Origin of the sequence: Actinoallomurus iriomotensis (genome assembly GCF_030269445.1) — a bacterium.
Classification (GTDB): Bacteria; Actinomycetota; Actinomycetes; order Streptosporangiales; family Streptosporangiaceae; genus Actinoallomurus; species Actinoallomurus iriomotensis.
In genome coordinates this window covers 1-19,096 of record NZ_BSTJ01000006.1, presented here as the reverse complement: position 1 = coordinate 19,096, position 19,096 = coordinate 1, and the positions used below count along the sequence as shown (strand labels likewise).

Sequence of the window (19,096 nt, the reverse complement as noted above, 5' to 3'; positions counted from 1 at the left end):
CTGCGGCCCCGCGTCCTGCCACGCGTCGTCCAGTCGGAGACAGTCACCGTACGCCGCCTGCGGTAGAGCCCAGCCGGAGAAGGTGTCGAGTGATTTCGGCGCGGACCCGCCCGGCGGGAGCGGGAACTCCGACGTTCCCGCTCCCGGCGAACCCGCGTGTCCATCCTGTTCCGCTCGGGGCGGATCAGGTGAAGTTGACGCCGTTCATGGTGGGCTGGAGTGTGCCCAGGACGAGGCTGTCGCAGATCGGTGGCTGGTAGCCGTCGTCGAGACCGTGGTAGGTGAGCGGGATCCAAGTGCTGTGCCAGGCGACGCCGAGGCCGTCGGTGGTGCCGCCGGGGCAGCCCTTCGTGGTGTGCCACTTGGTGCCGGCGAAGACCGAACGCCCGGGTCGTAGCGTGATGGTCGTGCCGGCGCCGGGGTAGTTCATCTGGGTCGCGGGAATCGCGGTGTAGTTGTTCCGCCCGCCCTTCCCGAGCGGTGTCCAGCCGGCCGGCAGGTAGCAGGTTTCGCTGGATCGGTTGGTGAGGATCAGTGTGGCGATCGCCTTTTCCGCTGCCGTTTCCGATCCCAAATCGTTGAGGCCGGGATCTTGAAGCTGCAGTTCGGCATTGAGTTCGGATCCCATGCAGCTCGGCGTATCGCCATGACTCGTGTTCGCCGCCGCTTTCTGGTCACCGGCGCTATTGGCGGACGACGACATCTTCCCTGACGAACCAGATGCCACAGACGCCTTGCCATCGGCGTTGCAGCCGGTCAGAGCGACAGCGATCATTCCACCACCACAGGCCAGAGCAGCGGCCGTACGCAGGTTCTTGAACTGCATTGGTAAAACCTCCCCGGATATTTACTGACTCGGTTAGTCCGATGTCCGATAACGGCGCAAAGGTTCGCCGGATTATCCGGCTTTCTGCCGTGACGGTCGTCACACGAACCAGGGAGGGCGGCAGTGCATCGTATTAACAAGGCACCGAGAGTGAGCTCCCCTCAGGCCGTACCGAGGGTAACGATCAGTCCGCTGATCTGGAGTTTTTGCGCTGGTTGGCGTTGAAGCGCGCTTTCTTCTGGCGATTTCCGCACGTGTTCATGTCACACCACTTGCGGGTGCGACTTTGGCTGGTGTCGAAGAAGGCGGCTTGGCAGGTCGGCGAGGCGCACAAGGCCAATCTTCCGTCTCGTTCGCCTGCGATGATGCTGATCGCGTCGGCGGCGATCACACTGAGGGCGTCTTCCACACAGGAAGCCGAGCTGAGCCGCCATTGCCGCTTACCCTCGGCCGTCAGGATCGCCGCGGCCCGACCCTGAGCGCTGCGGTCATTGATGACTTGGACAGCGGATGCGGGGAGAGCGTCCTGGATCGCGGCCGCCGTCGCGGCGGCGTGAATCGACTCCCTGAGTTCCCGAGCGAGGTCGAGCTGGGCGGTGGTGCAGGAATCCACGGCGAGGCCGTTCACCGCCAGCCAGTCGACGAGCCGCTGCGGCGTGGGAATGCGCTCCACGACGTTGCCATGACGCTCCGACAGAGTCCCCGTGAAGCTGGTCGCCAGCACATTACCGAGGCGGAAGTCAGGGAACCCGGCACGCATGGAACCACCTTAGCCGGTTGCAGGGTGGCTCGGAGACCTGCTAGAACCGCCTTAGCCGGTTCCGCGATGGCCAGGAGGTCTCATGTCCCGTCCGACCAGCGACGTGCGAGCATTCGAAGCCCACGCGACTGACGCCGACCTCGACGATCTGCGTGCGCGACTGGCCGCGGCGCGACTACCGGAGGCTGAGACGGTCCGTCGCGCCGCGCCCGATCCTCGCCGGTGGGGACAGGGCGTTCCTCTCGCCGACCTCGCCGATGTCGTGAACTACTGGCGCACCGGGTACGACTGGCGGTCGTTCGAAGAGCGCATCAACCGGATCGGCCAGTTCCGCACGACCATCGATGATCTGGGGATCCACTTCCTGCACCGTCGATCCGCGCGCGCGGATGCCACTCCTCTGCTCCTGACGCACGGCTGGCCAGGCAGCATCGCCGAGTTCATCGACGTAGTGGACGAGCTGGCAGATCCGAAAGACGCGGACGCGCCGGCGTTCCACGTCGTGGTCCCGTCGCTGCCGGGCTTCGGTTACAGCGACAGGCCGGCCACGACCGGATGGGGAACCGAAAAGATCGCGGCCGCCTGGGTGGAACTGATGGGAAGGCTCGGCTACAGCAAGTTCACAGCCCACGGCGGCGACTGGGGTGGCAACATCACCACGGTTCTCGGCGGCAGGTTCCCGGCGCACGTTCTCGGCATCCACACGACGTTCGCGGAGGCACCGCCCGGGTTGACGACGGACGGGCTGACGGCGGCCGAGCGCAGGTGGACCGAGGAAACGCGCGATTTCTGGCGCCACCGCGCGGCGTACGCGAAGCAGCAGGCGACCCGACCGCAGACCATCGGCTACTCGCTCGTCGACTCACCGGTCGGGCTTCTCGCCTGGATCCTCGACAAGTTCGCCGAGTGGTCGGACACCGAAGACAGCCCATTCGAGACGATTTCCAGAGACAGAGTTCTTGACGACGTCACCCTGTACTGGCTGACGCGGACCGGCGCATCGTCGGCCCGCATTTACTACGAGAGCCACAACTCGCTCGATCCCGAACTTCGGGTCGACGTCCCGTCAGCGATCAGTATGTATCCCCGCGACATCGAGAAGTGTCCGCGCCCCTGGGCGCAGGAGCGGTACCGGCAGATCGTCCGATGGAGGTCGCCCGAAACCGGGGGACATTTCCCGTCGCTGGAGGTTCCTGAGTATTTCGTGAAAGATCTGCAAGAGGGCCTCGCGGCGGTGCTGGCCGCTCATCGGTGAGGTGCCGACTCATGGAGCGGCGGAAAAGGGATCGCCGTCGCCGGTGGAACCGTCTATCGTCGGGTTCCCTCACCAAGGAGGCCATCATGTACGGCGACGACGAGGTGCGGTTTTGAGCGGACCAGCAAACGTCGCAGGGGGTTCCCTCTAGCGAGACTCGGGTCAAGCGCGGCGACCGCGTCGTGGGCGGCGAGAAAGAGCTGATCGAGAAGTTGGGCGGCAAGGACCCCTGTCCCTGCGGCTCCGGGCGCCGGTTTCCAGCGCTGCTGTCGGCCCACCGGACGCTACGACGGCGTGCTCGGCGACTACTACGTGCGGCAACGTGGGTGATCTTGGTCCTGCTGTCAGGTCAGCCGGTCTTCGTGTAGTGCTGGAGGTACAGGAAGATCCGCTTCAGACCTGATCCGACGTTGACGATGTGCAGCTGGCCGCCGGTCGGGCCGAGGTCCCAGGCGGCGATTCCCTCGACCTCGTCATCGGTCTCGGTGTCCTGGTGGAACTCGTACGCGACCTGGCCGGACGTCGGGTCGATCGAGTAGACGGAGTTGTCGGTGTCGACCGAGGCGTAGAGCCTGCCCTCCCACGAGGCCGCACCCTGGATGCTGCTCAGCGGCTGCGACAGCGTGACGGTGCTCGCCACCGGAAGCGTGGCGCCGGCCGGAAGGCCCAGCAGGTCGCTCAGGTGGTAAACGACCAGTTCGTACGTACCCTCTGCGGCCTCCTGGGTCCACGGTGCGGTGTAGACGAGACCCGCGTTCGCGTCGACCGCGACCCACGGCACCCCACCCGGCATCTGGTCGAGCGGAAGCTGCACGTACCGCCCGGTGTAGGACAGGTCGCTCGCGTTGTAGAGCGCCAGCAGCGGATGCTGGTAGCCGTCGTCCCCGTCCTCGATCGGTGCGATCACGTACCCGGCGTAGTACTCCAGGTCACCGATGTGGTCCGAGTGGTACGTCCCGCTCAGCGACGATGGGATCGGAAACGTCCTCGAGGCGACCTCGCTGTCATTGGAGATGGTCGCCTTCACCATCCCGCCGGGGCCCGCGTAGTAGAAGTAGGTGCCGTCCGTCGCCACGCCCTGACCGCGCTCGAGGGCGTTCGTCCCGGTCCACCGGTAGTACTGCGCGGTCCGGGTCCACGTGGCGGCCGACGCGGGCGTCGCCGTCACGCCCGCCGCCAGCCCGGCCGCGACCAGGCACCCACCGAGTCCGCTGCTCAGCCTCATCTTCGCCTGCCTCCGGTCGCCTCGGATCGAAAAAGGCACGGTCGACATTCCAGTCGCAACAAATAATGCAAACTCGGACATCGTCGAATCACTGTCATGCCAGTTAGAATCCGGCGGCGATTCTTGTGACCGCGAACAGGCGACGTCCTCACGTTTCGTAAGTACCGGCCTGGTCGTCCGTGGCGGTCACCGGCGAGGAGCGCCACTCTTGGAAGAAGAGCCGGCGCAGCACCTCGGCACGCGGGTAGGGCATGGTGGCCCGCATCGGCTTGGCCAGTGGGCCGCCGACGCGCCACACGACGCGGTCGGTGGCGGGGACGTCCCAGGGGACAAGCCGTTCGACGACCGTACGGGCCGCGGCCTCGGCCCTGAGGATTCCTTCAGGGTCGACGGTGAACGGGGCAGTCGCGCGAAACCGGCGGCGTGGATCGGCCGCGAGGAGCGGCACTACGCCAACGACTACCGCTTCGTCTTCGAACTCCGGGACGGCCTGATCCACCGGGTCCGCGAATACATGGACACGGCCCGCGGGCACCGCATGGTCTTCGGCTGGGCTCCGCGCTCTCCCGTGCTGGTCAGCGCAGGCGAGAGGAGGACAAGATGGAGGTCAGGTGCGCGATGACCATCACCCAAGTGATCACCGCGATGGCCAGAACCGCCACGTGAGTCGCCCCTTGGCCGTTGATGATCGTGTCGATCACCGCAGCCGCCAGGAGGACGATGGATGCCTCGATGCCGTTGGTGATTCGGTGGATCTTGAAGGCCGAGGCCAGGCGTCGAGCCGACGCGATGCCTGCTGAGCGTGGCCGGGCGGCCTCATCATCGGCGACCGGCAATCCACGGCGCGCGCGGGCGACATCCACGAGGTCCGTGGAGGCCTTCAGCAGTACGATTCCGAGTGCTGCGGTAAGACCCGCGGACACCCAGAGGGCCGAAGAACCGTGTGCTGCTCGGATACCGGCCCCGACCATGAGCGCCGCGTCGGCCAGGTAGGCGCCCAGCCGATCAAGGTAGATCCCTGCCGCGCTGTTCTGCCCCTTCCAGCGGGCGACTTCTCCGTCTACGCAGTCGAAGAACAGGAAGAGCTGAAAGAGCAGGGCCGCAAGCAGGGCCCCCGCCAGATTCGGGATGAGCAGAGCGAAGCCGGAGGCGATTCCGCACACGACCATCGACCAGGTCAGGGCATCGGGGGTGACGCGGGTCCGTACGAGTTGCCGGGTGGCGCGCAGCGAGATTCTCCGCATGTACAAGCGGCCGGCCCAATGCTCCCCGTTACGGCTCCGCATCTTCGCGTTCGGCTGGCAGACCTCACGCAACTCGGCCAACGCCGGAGCACTCGCCATCACATTCCCTCTCCACTAGTCCTGCTGAGAGCGATCCGAAGCCGCCGATCCTCCAGCGGCACGGCCACTGTCGCCACACGCTAGAGGATCTTGTCGCTCAACTATTCTGACGATCGCCCGCACGCACGACCGGTGACGCACACCGCGACGGCGGCCGAAGGACCGGAACGGAAGCTCCATGGCGAACGACGTCGACGCCGCCCCGAAAGGACACCTCGAAGGCCTGCGGCCTCCGCCGCGTGGTGGAGAACACCACCTTGGGGAGCGGCCTTCCGATCGCGGCCCGACGACGTAGCCGTCAAGTGAGACGCCCGCCCCACTACCCGTACTCGGACCATTCCTCAAAGCGTTCGACTGAGCGGCTGGCGCTCGCTCGGCTTCGATGGACGCCGTTTCCCCACGGCTCCAGTCGTGGAGAAACGGCCGGTGATCGGCTACTTGGCGTAGCGGCGCTCGCAGGCCGTGTGGACGGCGGTCGCGTCGTCAAGGCAGACCCAGACGTATGCGGCGCCGCCGGCGACGTTGGCGGGAAGCGTGGTCGGAACCTCGGCGATCGAGTCGCAGTGAGTACTGCTGCTCCTGGGGCCGAGCGATCCGCCAGCAGCATCGTAAGCGCTGAGCCACGCTCTTCTGCAGCCGATGGAGCGCATGTCCCCGTCGAATCCGACCGACCGGCCGTAAAAGGTCAGGACGCCCCCGACCCAGCTGCCGGAGCCATCCTGGACGACGACCGATTTGCTCGGGTATGCGGCGGTAGCAGCCGAGGCGGCCGGTGCGGTCAGCGCCGCGGACACGGCCAGGCTCGCCGCAGCGGCGAGGGTGAGAACAGATCGGCCCAACGTCACGCGAGTCTCCTTTGGTGGCGAATGTGCGAGATGACGCCATAAGGTTGCCCGTCGCCATTGCATTTGTCCAGGCCGCAAAGTGCCCTTCTTGGCACTGAATGCGCAACCGTTGGCCACGGATTGAGCGGTTTCCGGTGATGGTTACCGCACCGGGGTGACCGTCAACGACACATCCGCGCCCTCGATGTGCCTCGCAGTTTCGCTCTCTTCACTTCTACCGCTTCGCGACTGACGGCCGGCTACGCCCAGGCGTGTGCCATGGGAGCGTCGGAGATCACGCGAATCACCGACGTAGAGAGGACTCGCAGGTGAGCCTGCCCCATCCGGAGGAGATCTGGGCCGAGGTCGCCGCCGGTCCTGTGCGGCTGTCACAACGACAGCAGCCAGACGCGGTACCAGGTGCCGCCCATCGACCTGCTCGCCGGCGGACCGGACTGGTTGCCGTGGGAGTGGCTCGTCGGGCTGATGAACGAGACGCCGATGCTCACGTTCGTCCACTGGTGGGACGGGTCCTCCTGGTCCCAGGCGCCCACCCCGGACGGGATGGAGGACGGTGTCTTCTACAACGACTCCACCACCGAGAACGTTTACTGGGATCTTGCGGACGACTACGACAAGGCGGTCACCGCGCTCGAGAACCTCGTGAGCGCCGCGCGTACCCGGGCCGTGGATCGGTCGGTCATCGAAGCGCTGGCGGCACCGCTGGGTGCTGAAGCCCTGAGCGAGGAGGGCTGTGATGTCCGGGCGGCCCTCGACATCGCCGACCGGACCGGCGTGACACCGGGCTCCATCCGCCCCGACATTCCCGCCGGCCACGGCGAACCAGCGGACCGGCGCGTCCACGTCCTGGATCCCTCGCAGGTCAGCGGCCTGATCACCACCGCGATGCGCGCGTCGGCCGACCTGGACCGCCCTGAGCCCGACGCCGGACCGGCTCTGGAACGGGCGGTGGCATGGGTACGCGACCGTTGTCCGGACGGCACCGTCACGGTGGCCTACGTGGGCTATGACAGGCCGGGCTTCACCTTCATCTCCCCTGGTGGCTGGCTCGACAAGGACCTGTCGGAGGTGCTGGACGCCTGGCGGCAGGAAGGCGCCGACCCCCGCACGGGCCACTGGACGCACGCGCGGATCCGGGCGACCGCGGACACGACGACCGTCGAACGCGCCTACGATCACGTACCGGCATGGTGGCAGCCCGCCTACATGCCCGACGCACAGGTGGCGGCGCTCCGCACCGAGATGGCCCGGCGCGACGCGCAATGGCGTCCCGGCTGGGTGCGCCTACTTGACGAGGACTTCGAGCAGGACGGCGCGCCAACGGAGCTCTGCTGGCGCCCCGGCCGTACCGTCGAGTCGCTGGGGTGACCGCGCCGGCTCCGGGTCAAATCCGGCGGCAGAGCATCTGCCGGCCGCCCGACGCGAACAGCGCGATGTACGGCGGGAGCTCCTCGTACGTGCCGCCCGCCGCCGGCGAGGCCAGACGGGCGTACATGTACGCGGTGAAAAACTTGGGCGTACGCGCCAAAGAATTGGTGTCGCTGCCCTCGTGGCGACCATGGATACTGCCGCCATGCACCCTCTGGGGCGGGCCATCGCCCATGTGACGTCGCTGGCGACCGGCGAACCGTCGGACCCGTCGTTGCGAGTGACGCTGCACTTTCACCCTGATCGGCTCGTGGGCGGGGTGCCGATCCTGGAGCGGATGGCCCGCGACGCGGTGTACCGGTCGCAGTTCGAGACCGGAACCAGCAACGGCGGTCTGACTGCGCATCCTGGCGGTGACCGCTGGGGGTGGGAGAGCCGGATCTTCGCCGGGGCCTATGACGACGGGCCCGCGACACAGCGACCCAAGTACGGATCGCTGAATTTCCGCCGTCGCCTGGTCGGCGGCTCACCGCGCTTCGGCTCGGCCCATCTGCGCCTGGCCGCCCACACTCTGGCCCGCACCACGTTCTGTTATCCGGACAGCGTGTTCGAGCCTCAGCATTTCGGCGTGGCGTCGAAGCTGTCGACGCTGATCGCGCTGGCCGAGGCCGACGACAAGGACCCGCTCGACGACTACGTCGAAGCCCACGTGCACGGTACGGTCGACCTCCGCCGAGACATCGAGGCCCTGGTCCTCGACCCCTGCTACCGCGACACCCCGGTGGCCACCGCGGCCAAGCTGTTGGCCTGCCCGGTCGAGTGGCACGGCGGCTTCACGCTGACCACGGCCGAACTACGCCGACACCCCGAGTACCGGGGTCCGGAGTTCGTCGACCTCGGCATATCGCTCGCTCACGCCGGCCGTCTCGATCCGCGAATCATCGGAGACGCATCTCGCACCGGCCGATATGACGAGCAGGCCCTCAAGCGGATCTGGCACTACGTGGCCAGGTTCGGTACCCCCGAGATGGCCGTGTAGGTGTCTTCTCCGTACGCCGCGTGTCGAGGCGTCAGAAGGTAAGGCCGGGGCGCAGCTCGGCCAGTTTGCCGGTGAGCCGGGGACCGAGATACCGGGTCAGGTCGCTTCCCGGCTGCCCCGCGAAAGGCAGGGAATCCAGGAACGACGTCACCATGACCTCTCGTGCCTTCGGCTCGACAGCGCCGAACTGCTCCTCCAGGAAGGCCACGGTGGCCCGCCAGTCCGGTGCGTCCTCGTCGCCGAGGAAGGAGGCGACTGTCTCCTGGGTGACGTCCCAGAAGAACACGTGGGGCAGCACGCCGTCCTCGTTGAAGACGTGACTCGAGGGGACTGAGCCTCAAGATTTGAACGCCTCCTCCAGGTAGCCGTCCAGCGAACCTGAGGGGCGCCATCCGGTTGCTTTCCTCAGCTTCGCGCCGATCCCCGCTGAACGGCGCAGATGACCCTCAACAGCCGAGGCTCGTACGACCTTTGGTGGCGTATCCACATGCGAGAACACTAGCTTACATATGTCACCGACAGAGACCTCGTTCTCGGCGCACACATTGTAGACCTCTCCCTGCACGTCATCCGCAAACAAAAGGCGAGCCAAGGCGTCGGCCGTGTCTTGGACATAAACCCAGTCTCGAGTCTGGCTGCCGTCCGATGTCAAAAAGAAGTCGGTTTCCCCGCTGCAGGCTCGAATCAGCGCCGGAATCAGGCGGTCGGGCTGCTGGCCAGGGCCGTAGTTGTTGAAGAGCCGCGCGGTCACCAGAGGCAGCCCGTAACACTGGGTGGCTGCTTGGCAGAACGCCTCTTGACTCAGCTTGCTCGCAGCGTAGGGGCTCGCGGGACGCGGAGATGCCGACTCGTCGACCGGTGCGGGCGTCGTGCCGTACACCTCGCATGAGGACACCAGAAGGAATCGGCGCAGGTGGGGCGCTACCGTTAATGCCTCGATAAGGTTGGTCGTACCGATCACGTTGTTCTGCACGTATCGATCAGGGTGGGTAACGGACGTGGGTACGTACGCCTCTGCGGCGAGATGAATCACGTGAGTAAAGGACTTCAGTTGGGTCTGGAACTGGAAGTCCGTCCGGAGGTCGAGCAGGTCCTTGTGGATGAAGTCGCCTGAGATATGGCCCGTTCGACGATCCAGTCCAGTCACATCTAGACCGTCGGACTGTAGCCGCGCCACTACGTGGCGACCAATAAATCCAGCCGAACCTGTCACGAGTACCCGAGTCATTCCGATTCCCCTCGTACCCTTTGGGGCTGCACAGAAAACAGCCTGTCGCCGAGCCGCCCAGCCGGCCGCGACGCCTCACCGGGAGCCACGCCACTGAAAATCCCCCGGTCTTACCCGGATATCCGCGCCACCAGGAGGAAAGGTCGTCGGCTTCACTCCGGACCGGACAGACACACATCGAGGAAGGGCCGTCAAGACAGTCAGGGACGTTAGGCGCGCCGGACACAGAACTTGCCTTCACGCTACTGGCGTACCGCCTCCCCCTCGGATCATTCTCCGGGCTCGCAGCCGGCCCCTTGGGAGATCACATTGATCGTCGCCACGGTTATACCATGCACTCCGATCCTCGCAGCCTGCTCACACATCTCCACAGACCACGCCACGCCACGCAACAGCGGCCGGATTACGGGCGCCCGTAACCATGGTCGCCACCCGTACTTTATACAGCCTCCGCATCTCACGCTTGGAATGGCCCGCCGAACGCTCGCTGGACAAACATAATTACGGCGATGTAACATATTGACAATTTGACGAGTGTACGGTGTTCTCAGGTCCAAGGAGAGCTTGTGACTAGCGGCACACATTCAAAGAACAGCTCTACACGGTCGAATAATCCAGTCGTACGAGTGGCCACAGCAACCGATGAGAACTATCTGCCATACACCGCCGCCATGGTCCATTCAATGGCAACTCACCGGAGCGCGAACACCCGACTTGAGCTAACGATTATGCACAGGGATGTCTCCAGGCGAGATCAGGAGAAGCTGGAGAGCATTGCCGATCAAATCGCCGTGCACTGGGTTTCCATGGATCCTGCCAGCTATCAGGGTTGGGGGATGGAGCCCGATCCACTGATATTGGACCCTCATTATTTTCGGTGCTTTTTGCCGAAAATCCATCCCGACCCTGTGAGCCGTGTTGTCTACGTCGACTCGGACACTCTAATTCTTGAGGATCTCTTTCCTCTGTGGAATCAGCAGCTCGACGGCAACCCTGTCGCCGCGGCCGGTGATCTAGTGTCAGTAATCAAAGATGCCATCAGCCACTGGCAGGAGATCGGGCTCGATGGCGACGCGCCCTACTTCAACTCCGGCGTGATGGTGATCGATCTAGCACAGTGGCGGTCGGAAGAGATTTGCGAACGTGTACTCCATCGCTGCCAGATAGATCGCCACCGGCTTCTTATTCGAAACCGTTGGAACCAGCACGATCAATATGGCTTCAACGTAGTGCTGCAAAATCGATGGAAACGTTTGCCTGACAGATGGAACCACTACTCGGAGCGCAACAGCGAACGACCGGCGATTATCCATTTCCTCGGCGACATGAAACCTGGTGCTCCGCTGGCACGCCCCGAGTTCACCCAGATGTTCATCGAAAACGTGGACGCAACTCCATGGAAGGGATGGCGCCCGAATCTCCCAGCAGGTATTTCGGCAAGCAGCCTCGATTGATGGGGTCCGTAGCGCCTGCGAGGTTTCGGCCGGAAATAGCTCCAGGCCTGCTGTAAGCCGAGCGAGGCTGATGACATTTTGATCGGCTCGGTCCGGGTGGCGGTCTACCCGTGGCGCTCACGGAGTATGCGCAGCCGGCAGTGGAGCGACGGGATCGATCAGGCGGTTCGCCTGCTCAGCTCCGCCACGATGAGCCGGGTCCTTTCCGGCGTGTGCGGTGTCCTCGGCGTGCTCAGCGCCGCGGCGTCACGGCCGACGACCTGGCCGCCCTGACCAACTACCCACCGGGCAGCCAGATCCCGGGAGTGCAGGGTGGAGTCAGCCGGATCGGCGACGGTGACGGACTCGCCGACACCACATTGGACAACGGACGCTAGTCCCCTGCCGGGTCATCCTCTTCGCCGTCGTCCCAACCTCCGGGAAGCGGGCCAGGCCCTACCGGTGAAGGTCAGGACGTGCTCTAGCGACGTCTCGTCGACGATCGTCCGGTAGTAGCAGGTAGGTCGTGGTGCACCCGAGGGCGACCGAGTGTGGCAGGCCCCGCCTGTCGTGCGGCGTACCACGTAGAGCAGGGAGTTTTGTTCGCAGTTGACTCCCGGTAGCGCACTACGGTGACAGCAACGATGACCGAAGCCGTCGCCTCCGATGGCCGACCAGCTACCCGCTTCCCGGCCAAGAGCACGACCCCTTGAATACGAATGAAATCAACTTCTCAAACACCCTAACAGGTGCTCACCTACCCCAATTTCGAACATTTGAAGCATATCCGTTCAGCTCTCTAACGAAGCTATCGTTCCCTGCGATCCTCTCCTCGACTGATGCGGCATCATGGGGGTACGCGTTCGCATAGTTACGCAAGCGCTCGGTATGAGATTGGACGTGGTTCAGGTGACTTTCTATATTCTGTTGCTCGGCATCACGCAGCTCGTTCATCGTCTGCCGTCTGCCGCGTGCGGACTCTTCTGCGTCCGCCGCGATGCGGCGGTAGGAGGACGAGTGGTGATCGAACCCATCTGCGGCTACCTTTCGAGCTTTCTCTGATGCATCCTTCGCGGCTCTGTCCAGTTCTTTTAGCGCCTCACCTGCCTTACTTGCCCACAATTTCGGTGTTCCGAAAATGTCAGCGGAGGCGTAGGACACTTGCGCCCTGCCATCCTCGAAATGGATGTAGTACTTTTCCGCCGTTGCCGGCTCGAACCTATCCACGCCTCTCGTCTTACTTAGAAATGTAGCCGCTTCATCAAACTCACTCTTCCGCGAATAAACCGACCCACTCATACGGTCTAGATCGTTGGCTATATCGAAACTTATGGTGGACTTGGATCTCGCCACCGTTTCGACAGCGGGTTCAACTTTCGCGCCGCGAAGCAACTCAATCGCCTTACTAAAAATATTCACTTGATGACCTTAATTAAAAAGTTCTCTCAGCATGCAGCCTGCAAATCCCACACGCTAGGCGCCCACTGCAGGTAACGGACCATGGAACCGCCCGTGTGTCGCCGAGGCGTCGACCGCACGTACATGAACAAGAACCTAGCGCCTGACACAGATAGGTCAGATGACGGCAACACCGGCAGACGGATGCAGATCATCGCGATCATCGGGAGATGGATCGAACTCGGGCAGAGCTTGATCGCCTTGGCCGTGATCGAGATACGGTCCAACGGTCAGGCGACTCGGGCGGGACGGCACCTCTGCTGGTGGAAATAGACAGTCCTGCTCATTAGGACCAGCCCGGCGAGTCAGGCGCTCACGCACCAACCGGCTCTCAGGGGAGAGCGACCACGCTAGATGCTGTCCCAAGGGCTTGGGTCATCCCTCCGTGATTCACTGCGCGGTCAGGGACCGCCCCCGGCGTGCCATTAGCGTGCCAGTCACGGCGGTGATCAAGGGGGGAGACAGGGGGACTAGCGGATCATGGAACGACGAAGCCCCACGCACGTTTCCGCAGGTGGGTAGCTATTTGATCACGTGGTGGCGGGTCCAGGATTCGAACCTGGGTAGGCTAAGCCGACGGATTACAGAGGGTCGGCGATCTCGACTTCACTAGCCCACTGACCTGGGCATCGACCGTGCCGCTGGGCACCGGCATGGCACACCATCCCGTGCATATCCCGTACGGTGGTGACCTGCCATCGCCCATGCTGGCGGTCAGAGGTCGTGGCGGCTGAACACAGCGCATCCGATGATTTCGGCAAGGACGATGCGCTGGTGGTCGGTCAGTTCGTTGTAGAAGACGACCGCTTCGGCTTGATGCTGAGCACGCGCCTCGGCTATCTCCCGGATCTTGCCGGTGCTCATCAGAGTGCGCCTGGAGTAGGGACGATCCATGTTCCGGCGACCGCCTGGTGCGTTGCCCTTCTTGTTGCCCGAGTTCCCCCGGCGCTGCACGAAACGGCCAGTGACCCGCCCGCCGAGCCGAATGACCGACTCTGCCACCGCGTCCATCGACGCGAGGTAGTCCTTCCGCTTGGCTGAGAAGAGACCCGCTATGAGCACGTCCGTACCAGCGATGACAGCGGATGCTTGTGGTGCACCACGGCGGAGTGCAGGTACACGGACATGAAAGTGCAGGTAGACGGACAGCGGGTGCAGGCGCACGGACAACGAAAGTGCCGTCGCCGACCTCACCTTGGGCAGGGCTAAGGCGCTTGTCGTCTCGTTCCCAGGATCTTGCGTTGAGCGGCCGGTGGGAGGTGTCCTACGTGTCCAATGCAAAGTCATCGGGAGTGGATTCTCGCGATCGGAGTCCTGGATCGGACTGCGAAGATCAGCCGAGCGTGAACATTTTGGCGCGGATACGGCGCCGGCTGGGAGGGTGTGCCTCATGGAAGACTTGCGGGACGCCGAGCGCCGACTCCAGGCCGCGCAGCTCGCTGGAGATGTCGAGGCGCTGGATCGGCTGCTGGATGATCGGCTGATCTTCACCTTCGGTGCGAACGTTCAAACCAAGGCGGACGACCTGGAGCTGCACCGCACTCGAGTGCAGGTGCTGACGAGAGTGGCCGAGGAGGAGTTGACCGTGCTCGCCGACGGGCGCACCGGGGTGACGTGGTTTCTCGGCACCGTCGAAGGGACCGTCTCCGGGACGCCGTTCGCCGCCAGGATGCGCTACACCCGTACTTGGCTATACGACGAGACGCACGGTTGGCGAGTCATCGCCGTGCACGCCAGCACGACCGATTGACCCATCCGATATCCAAGGCTCCTACCGAGGACACTGACCAGGCACTCCCGATGTCCGCCTGACCGGCACAACACCTGTCCGTCTACCTGCACTTCCGCGACCGTGTGCCAGCCCTTCCAGGTGTCCGCCAGCACCAGGGCGCAGGCCCGCCGACTGACTCCCTTTGGTTGCCCTTCGGGTCGCCCGCGGCGATCGACCGGCAGCCCCGCTCGCCACATCACGGAAGCCTGTTACTACTGCCTCCGGCGGGGGCGCTCTGGCCCGGGGATGGCCCGCTCAGACGTTGAGCTGGTCAGTGGTTGAGGTGGAAGCCGTTTCTGAGCATCCGCAGGCCGGTGCGGGTTGGTTATCTAGCGACCGTTGTGACCACGCGGCCGGCCGCGTGGTCACAACGGCCTGCCGGTCAATGCCGGGGTAGGTCCCCGATCCGGTTGACGAAGGCACTGTCGATCACGGTTTCAGCCGCGGTCTGGGTGCCCGCCGGCCGGTCGCCCAGCCGCGCCACCAGGACGCTACGGGCACCCAGATAGTCGTAGGTCTTCGGGTCGAAGATCAGCTCTTCCCGGATGCGACCTTCGACGACATGAGAGACGGCGACCCCGTGTCGGCCCTGCACGTTCACCGAATCCGCGACCAGGGCGAGCCCTCCGATCTTCTTCATCGCCTGAAAGAGCGCCGCCCGGGCCTTCGGGGGCATCAGCCCACCGTTCAGGAGATCGGTGGCCCGCCCCCATGTCGCGTCCGCCTCGGAACCCTCGCCTCGCGTCTTGCGCAGATAGGCGAGCATGTGGTCCGCATCGGTCGGCAGGTCGGAGGCGTACGCCGGACTGGTCGTGCAGTTCGCGGGCGGCCGGGCGAGGTCCACCGGCTCGTCTGCCCTCGTTGCACGGTCACAGTCCCACTCTTGGACCCAGCCCGGCTGGCCGGGCACCGGCGTCCCGTCGGCCGGAGGCAGTTGACCGGTGCCGGTCTGCTTTGTCCGCGTGAACCCGGGCCGGCCTCCGGCGGCCGGCTGCCAGCTGAGCCGCTCGACCTTGCGATAGCCGTTCCAACGATCGTTCGTGTCGTCATAGGTCGGGCCCCAGTTCACGGTATGCGTGAAAACGTACTGGCCCGGAGTGGGAGCCGGCCGGTTCCGCGCCGTAGCCGCGGCCCGGTCGAGCAGTGCGGAGACCGCGGCGACGTTGTGGGTCCGCCCGCCCCCGCCCGGAAGGTCGCCCCTGTCACGGCTGAAGACGCCCATGGTGACGACGCCCGCGGCCAAGGTCGCGGCGACGAGCCCGCCGGCGACCATGCTTCGTCGCACCGGACCGAACCGACGCGACACGCGAGCCCTCGACGGGGCTTTACGCTGATCGGACAGGCCCGCCTGGAAACGGGCCTCGGTCGTGGACAGATCGGTCGGCAGCGGAACCTCCGCGCGCAACTGCTGCACCGCTGTCAGCTCATCCATTGACCGGCTCCTCTCGAACGTTGGTGGGGTCGACTCCGCCGAGGGTTCGGCGCAGCTTGGTGCGGATCCGGTTCATCCGCGATCGGACGGTCCCCGAGGACACACCGAGCGCCTGGCCGACCTGGTCATACGTCAGGTCGGCCCACGTGAGCAGCAGCAGGACGTCGCGGTGTTTCGCCGGCAGAGCCGCGATCGCCGCAGCCAGCCGCCGACTCACCGCGTCGGCACTGATCCGACTGTCGGCGCGTTCGGTGAACGACTCGGTCACGGGGTCGGCTCCGGTACGTTCCAGCACCCGGAGCAAGCGGACTTCGTCGCGCATATGACGACGAATCAGGTTGGTCGCGATGCCGTACAGCCAGGGCCGCGCGTCACGGCGCGCGAGGTCGTACGACTTGCGCTTCTGAAACGCGAGCAGGAACGTCTCAGCGACAATGTCCTCGGCCGGACCGGGCCCCAGCCGCCTGGTGACGTACCGCGTAATCTGCGGCGCGTGCCGATGGAACACGGCCTCGAACCGCTCGGGTTCATGCCAGGACAACTGGATAACGCCGGCGTCGTCCGAGTCGTCATCGCCAGGTAGGGACCGATACTCAGCCGCTATCTGGCTTTCTTCAACCATGGGGTGACCTCTCGTGCGGCGGTCAGGACACCTGTTATTGCCCAAACCAAACCGCTCAGGTCCATGCACAGGACAACCTCAGAACGTCCAATCATGCCGATCACCGTCAATACCGGCACTGACCAGCACGAACATGCGCCCGCATCAAGGATGTCGTGATGGCGGGACTGTAAAACTAACGGCGGATCTGATGATCAAGAGAGAGACGCCGGATGGCCGAGAACGCCGTTGAGTCTGAGTCTGTGGAGCAGGCCGTTGAGCCGTCGGTGAGCGCGCCGAGTGATGGGCAGTTGATCGTGATGCTCGTGAACCGTGCCCGCAGCGAGGGCCTGCGACTGAGCGGGGAGGGCGGACTGCTGCAGCAGCTGACCAAGCGGGTGCTGGAGTCGGCTCTGGAGGGTGAGATCACCGATCACGTCGGCTATGACAAGCACGATGCGGCCGGGAAGAACAGCGGTAACAGCCGCAATGGCACGCGGGGGCAAGACCGTGCTGACTGATGTCGGCTCGGTCGAGGTGAAGGTGCTCCGGGACGTCGCCGGCACCTTCGAGCCGCAGATCGTCCACCTGGCCCTGGCCGTGACCGTCGAAGGCAACCGCGACATCCTCGGGATCTGGGCCGGTGCGGAGGGCGGCGAAGGCGTCAAGCACTGGCTGCGGGTGCTGACCGAGTTGAAGAACCGCGGGGTCGAGGACGTGCTGATGCTGATCTGTGATGGGCTGAAGGGCCTGCCGCAGGCGGTCGAGGCGGTCTGGCTCCGCACGGTGGTCCAAACCTGCGTGATCCACCTGCTGCGGAACTCCTTCCGTTACGCGGCCCGCAAGGACTGGGACAAGATCGTCAAGGCGCTCAAACCCGTCTACACCGCCCCTATGGCCGAGGCCGCCGAGGAACGTTTCCTGGAGTTCACCGAGTCCTGGGGCACGAAGTACCCGGCGATCGTGAAGCTGTGGTCGGACGCCTGGGCCGAATTCGTCCCGTTCCTCGCCTTCGATGTGGAGATCCGCAAGGTGATCTGCTCAACGAATGCGATCGAGTCCGTCAACGCCCGGATCCGCAAGGCCGTTCGGGCCCGCGGCCACTTCCCGACCGAGGCCGCCGCTCTCAAATGCGTCTACATGGCGCTGATGAGCCTCGACCCGACCGGCAAGGGCCGCAAGAGGTGGATCATGCGCTGGAAGGCACCGCTCAACGCCTTCCAGATCGCCTTCGAAGGCCGTCTTGCCCCGGCCAACAACTGAACCCCTAACAACCAAGATCAGCCGTTGAATTGACACTCCACTACTACGCCGCGGCCAGTTCGCCTCCCGCGACGAACTGGCCGCGGCCATCGACACATTCGTCTTGGCCTACGAGGACACGACGTCAAGCCCTACCGCTGGACCTACGACGGCAGCCCACTCAAAGCCGCATGAACCCCCGAAGGATCAACGCAGCGCTGCACTAGTACTGGAAGAGTACTTCCGGATTGTTCGGCGACGGGCCGTCCAACAGCGGACTGTGGATCCCCTTCAGCGTCTGGTCGAAGAACGCTGTCACGTACTCGCGGGTGATCACCACCCCGCGTTCCGGGGAGAGGGGCGGCGTCGGGAACCCGGCCTCCTCCAGAAGCAGGTCCAGGTCGCTGAAGCTGAAGTGGTCGGCGCCGGCGACCGTCAGCCACTTCTTGTAGCCGCCGAGGGCGGCCCAGGTCTGCTCCCACGTGGTGTCGTGGCCGCCGGGCGGGTGGTTGGCGGCCGCACCCAGCATGAGGAACGGCCGGTTGATCTGGCGGGGCCTCGGGGCCGGGTGGAAGGCGCCGTCCATGTTCACTCCGGCCCGTACTCGCGGGTCGGTGATCATCGTGGCGGCGGCCGCCGCTCCGCCGAGGGAGTGTCCGGCCATGCCGATCTCGTGCTTGTCGATGAGGTGTGCCAGGCGCCACGCGGTATTGCCATGCGTCAACTGGTCGATCACGAAGGACACGTCCAGCGCGCGGCTGGCGGTGACGGAGTCGAAGTCGAGCGCCGGGTCATCGCAGATCGCGCACGGCGGCGTCTGGCCGTTCGCCAGCGTCTCGCCGCTGTCCTCGTAGGTGTGGCCGACGAGCGCGACGACGTAGCCGTGACTGGCCAGGTCGGTCGCGAGCGAGGTGAGCACCATGCGCGGGTCCTCGTACGCGGGTGAGAGGACCACCAGTGGATACTTGCCGCTCTGCGGCCGCGCGCCGTCGAAGGCGTGAGTGGTGACGCTGGAAAGGTTCTGTGGGGTGACGCCGGAGCTCGCCGGTATCTTTTGGTGCTGGATGGATCCGGCTGCCTCGGCGAGGGTCATATAAGGGGCCGGAGTCCCGGTCCCGGAGACGGCCGGGTAGACCATCGTGACGGATGCTCCTATGGATGTCAAGCCGCTGAGGCGGTGACGTCGTTGGGACTTGGCGGGCAGATGATTTTGAAGATCTCGCGGGCGACGTAGCGTTTGAGGCAGCGCATGATCTCGGGTTTGGACATG

Annotated in this window: 20 protein-coding genes and 1 pseudogene; 8 read left to right on the top strand and 13 right to left on the bottom strand. The window is 64.9% G+C overall.

Going from position 1 to position 19,096, the window contains the following annotated elements:
- Window positions 1-184: 184 nt before the first annotated feature.
- Window positions 185-826, bottom strand: a complete 642-nt coding sequence (locus tag QSK37_RS23805) for a DUF4232 domain-containing protein (protein WP_285625007.1) — start codon at window positions 824-826, stop codon at window positions 185-187.
- Window positions 827-1,010: 184 nt separating this feature from the next.
- On the bottom strand, window positions 1,011-1,586 hold the full coding sequence (locus QSK37_RS23800) for a CGNR zinc finger domain-containing protein (RefSeq protein ID WP_285625005.1): 576 nt from the start codon (window positions 1,584-1,586) through the stop codon (window positions 1,011-1,013).
- Window positions 1,587-1,668: 82 nt separating this feature from the next.
- Here QSK37_RS23800 and QSK37_RS23795 point away from each other — a divergent pair, with 82 nt between their 5' ends.
- Together QSK37_RS23795 and QSK37_RS51785 are read left to right on the top strand one after the other, a co-directional pair.
- A complete protein-coding gene (locus QSK37_RS23795; RefSeq protein ID WP_285625003.1) occupies window positions 1,669-2,841 on the top strand; it encodes an epoxide hydrolase family protein in 1,173 nt (390 codons plus the stop codon).
- Between the two features lie 182 nt (window positions 2,842-3,023).
- Window positions 3,024-3,209, top strand: coding sequence for an SEC-C metal-binding domain-containing protein (locus tag QSK37_RS51785; protein WP_432705592.1), 186 nt, complete (start codon window positions 3,024-3,026; stop codon window positions 3,207-3,209).
- On the opposite strand, the gene QSK37_RS23790 is transcribed toward QSK37_RS51785, so the two are convergent.
- From QSK37_RS23790 to QSK37_RS23775, 4 genes are all read right to left on the bottom strand, one after another.
- Window positions 3,191-4,066 (bottom strand): hypothetical protein, encoded by an 876-nt coding sequence (locus QSK37_RS23790; protein ID WP_285625000.1) that lies wholly within the window; start codon window positions 4,064-4,066, stop codon window positions 3,191-3,193. The genes QSK37_RS51785 and QSK37_RS23790 overlap by 19 nt on opposite strands.
- A gap of 148 nt (window positions 4,067-4,214) precedes the next feature.
- Window positions 4,215-4,514 carry a hypothetical protein gene (locus tag QSK37_RS23785; RefSeq protein WP_285624998.1) on the bottom strand — a complete coding sequence of 100 codons (300 nt, stop codon included), beginning with the start codon at window positions 4,512-4,514 and terminating at the stop codon, window positions 4,215-4,217.
- 127 nt (window positions 4,515-4,641) lie between these two features.
- Window positions 4,642-5,409 carry a CDP-alcohol phosphatidyltransferase family protein gene (locus QSK37_RS23780; protein ID WP_285624995.1) on the bottom strand — a complete coding sequence of 256 codons (768 nt, stop codon included), beginning with the start codon at window positions 5,407-5,409 and terminating at the stop codon, window positions 4,642-4,644.
- Between the two features lie 434 nt (window positions 5,410-5,843).
- On the bottom strand, window positions 5,844-6,254 hold the full coding sequence (locus QSK37_RS23775) for a hypothetical protein (RefSeq protein WP_285624993.1): 411 nt from the start codon (window positions 6,252-6,254) through the stop codon (window positions 5,844-5,846).
- Window positions 6,255-6,653: 399 nt separating this feature from the next.
- On the opposite strand from QSK37_RS23775, the gene QSK37_RS23770 reads away from it, so the two are divergent.
- Together QSK37_RS23770 and QSK37_RS23765 are read left to right on the top strand one after the other, a co-directional pair.
- A complete protein-coding gene (locus tag QSK37_RS23770; protein WP_285624991.1) occupies window positions 6,654-7,622 on the top strand; it encodes a hypothetical protein in 969 nt (322 codons plus the stop codon).
- A gap of 205 nt (window positions 7,623-7,827) precedes the next feature.
- Window positions 7,828-8,661: a DUF3626 domain-containing protein gene (locus tag QSK37_RS23765; RefSeq protein WP_285624988.1), complete on the top strand. Its 834-nt coding sequence runs from the start codon at window positions 7,828-7,830 to the stop codon at window positions 8,659-8,661.
- A 31-nt stretch (window positions 8,662-8,692) separates the two neighbouring features.
- Here QSK37_RS23765 and QSK37_RS23760 read toward each other — a convergent pair whose 3' ends face one another.
- A complete protein-coding gene (locus QSK37_RS23760) occupies window positions 8,693-8,959 on the bottom strand; it encodes a hypothetical protein (RefSeq protein WP_285624986.1) in 267 nt (88 codons plus the stop codon).
- 39 nt (window positions 8,960-8,998) lie between these two features.
- On the bottom strand, window positions 8,999-9,889 hold the full coding sequence (locus QSK37_RS23755; protein ID WP_285624984.1) for an NAD-dependent epimerase/dehydratase family protein: 891 nt from the start codon (window positions 9,887-9,889) through the stop codon (window positions 8,999-9,001).
- A gap of 626 nt (window positions 9,890-10,515) precedes the next feature.
- On the opposite strand from QSK37_RS23755, the gene QSK37_RS23750 reads away from it, so the two are divergent.
- Together QSK37_RS23750 and QSK37_RS23745 are read left to right on the top strand one after the other, a co-directional pair.
- On the top strand, window positions 10,516-11,343 hold the full coding sequence (locus QSK37_RS23750; RefSeq protein WP_285624981.1) for a glycosyltransferase family 8 protein: 828 nt from the start codon (window positions 10,516-10,518) through the stop codon (window positions 11,341-11,343).
- A gap of 126 nt (window positions 11,344-11,469) precedes the next feature.
- Window positions 11,470-11,616: a hypothetical protein gene (locus QSK37_RS23745; RefSeq protein ID WP_285624979.1), complete on the top strand. Its 147-nt coding sequence runs from the start codon at window positions 11,470-11,472 to the stop codon at window positions 11,614-11,616.
- Between the two features lie 459 nt (window positions 11,617-12,075).
- On the opposite strand, the gene QSK37_RS23740 is transcribed toward QSK37_RS23745, so the two are convergent.
- Together QSK37_RS23740 and QSK37_RS23735 are read right to left on the bottom strand one after the other, a co-directional pair.
- Window positions 12,076-12,741, bottom strand: a complete 666-nt coding sequence (locus QSK37_RS23740) for a hypothetical protein (protein ID WP_285624977.1) — start codon at window positions 12,739-12,741, stop codon at window positions 12,076-12,078.
- A gap of 753 nt (window positions 12,742-13,494) precedes the next feature.
- Window positions 13,495-13,944 (bottom strand): HflX-like GTP-binding protein, encoded by a 450-nt coding sequence (locus QSK37_RS23735; protein WP_285624975.1) that lies wholly within the window; start codon window positions 13,942-13,944, stop codon window positions 13,495-13,497.
- Window positions 13,945-14,170: 226 nt separating this feature from the next.
- Here QSK37_RS23735 and QSK37_RS23730 point away from each other — a divergent pair, with 226 nt between their 5' ends.
- Entirely contained in the window at window positions 14,171-14,530 is a 360-nt protein-coding gene (locus QSK37_RS23730) for a nuclear transport factor 2 family protein (RefSeq protein WP_285624972.1), read from the top strand.
- A gap of 403 nt (window positions 14,531-14,933) precedes the next feature.
- On the opposite strand, the gene QSK37_RS23725 is transcribed toward QSK37_RS23730, so the two are convergent.
- Both QSK37_RS23725 and QSK37_RS23720 read right to left on the bottom strand, forming a co-directional pair.
- Entirely contained in the window at window positions 14,934-15,965 is a 1,032-nt protein-coding gene (locus QSK37_RS23725) for a CU044_5270 family protein (RefSeq protein WP_285624970.1), read from the bottom strand.
- Between the two features lie 10 nt (window positions 15,966-15,975).
- On the bottom strand, window positions 15,976-16,605 hold the full coding sequence (locus tag QSK37_RS23720) for an RNA polymerase sigma factor (RefSeq protein WP_285624969.1): 630 nt from the start codon (window positions 16,603-16,605) through the stop codon (window positions 15,976-15,978).
- Between the two features lie 299 nt (window positions 16,606-16,904).
- On the opposite strand from QSK37_RS23720, the pseudogene QSK37_RS23715 reads away from it, so the two are divergent.
- Window positions 16,905-17,847: pseudogene (locus tag QSK37_RS23715) on the top strand (IS256 family transposase).
- Between the two features lie 202 nt (window positions 17,848-18,049).
- On the opposite strand, the gene QSK37_RS23710 reads toward QSK37_RS23715, so the two are convergent.
- Entirely contained in the window at window positions 18,050-18,919 is an 870-nt protein-coding gene (locus QSK37_RS23710) for an alpha/beta hydrolase family protein (protein ID WP_285624967.1), read from the bottom strand.
- Window positions 18,920-19,096 lie beyond the last annotated feature (177 nt).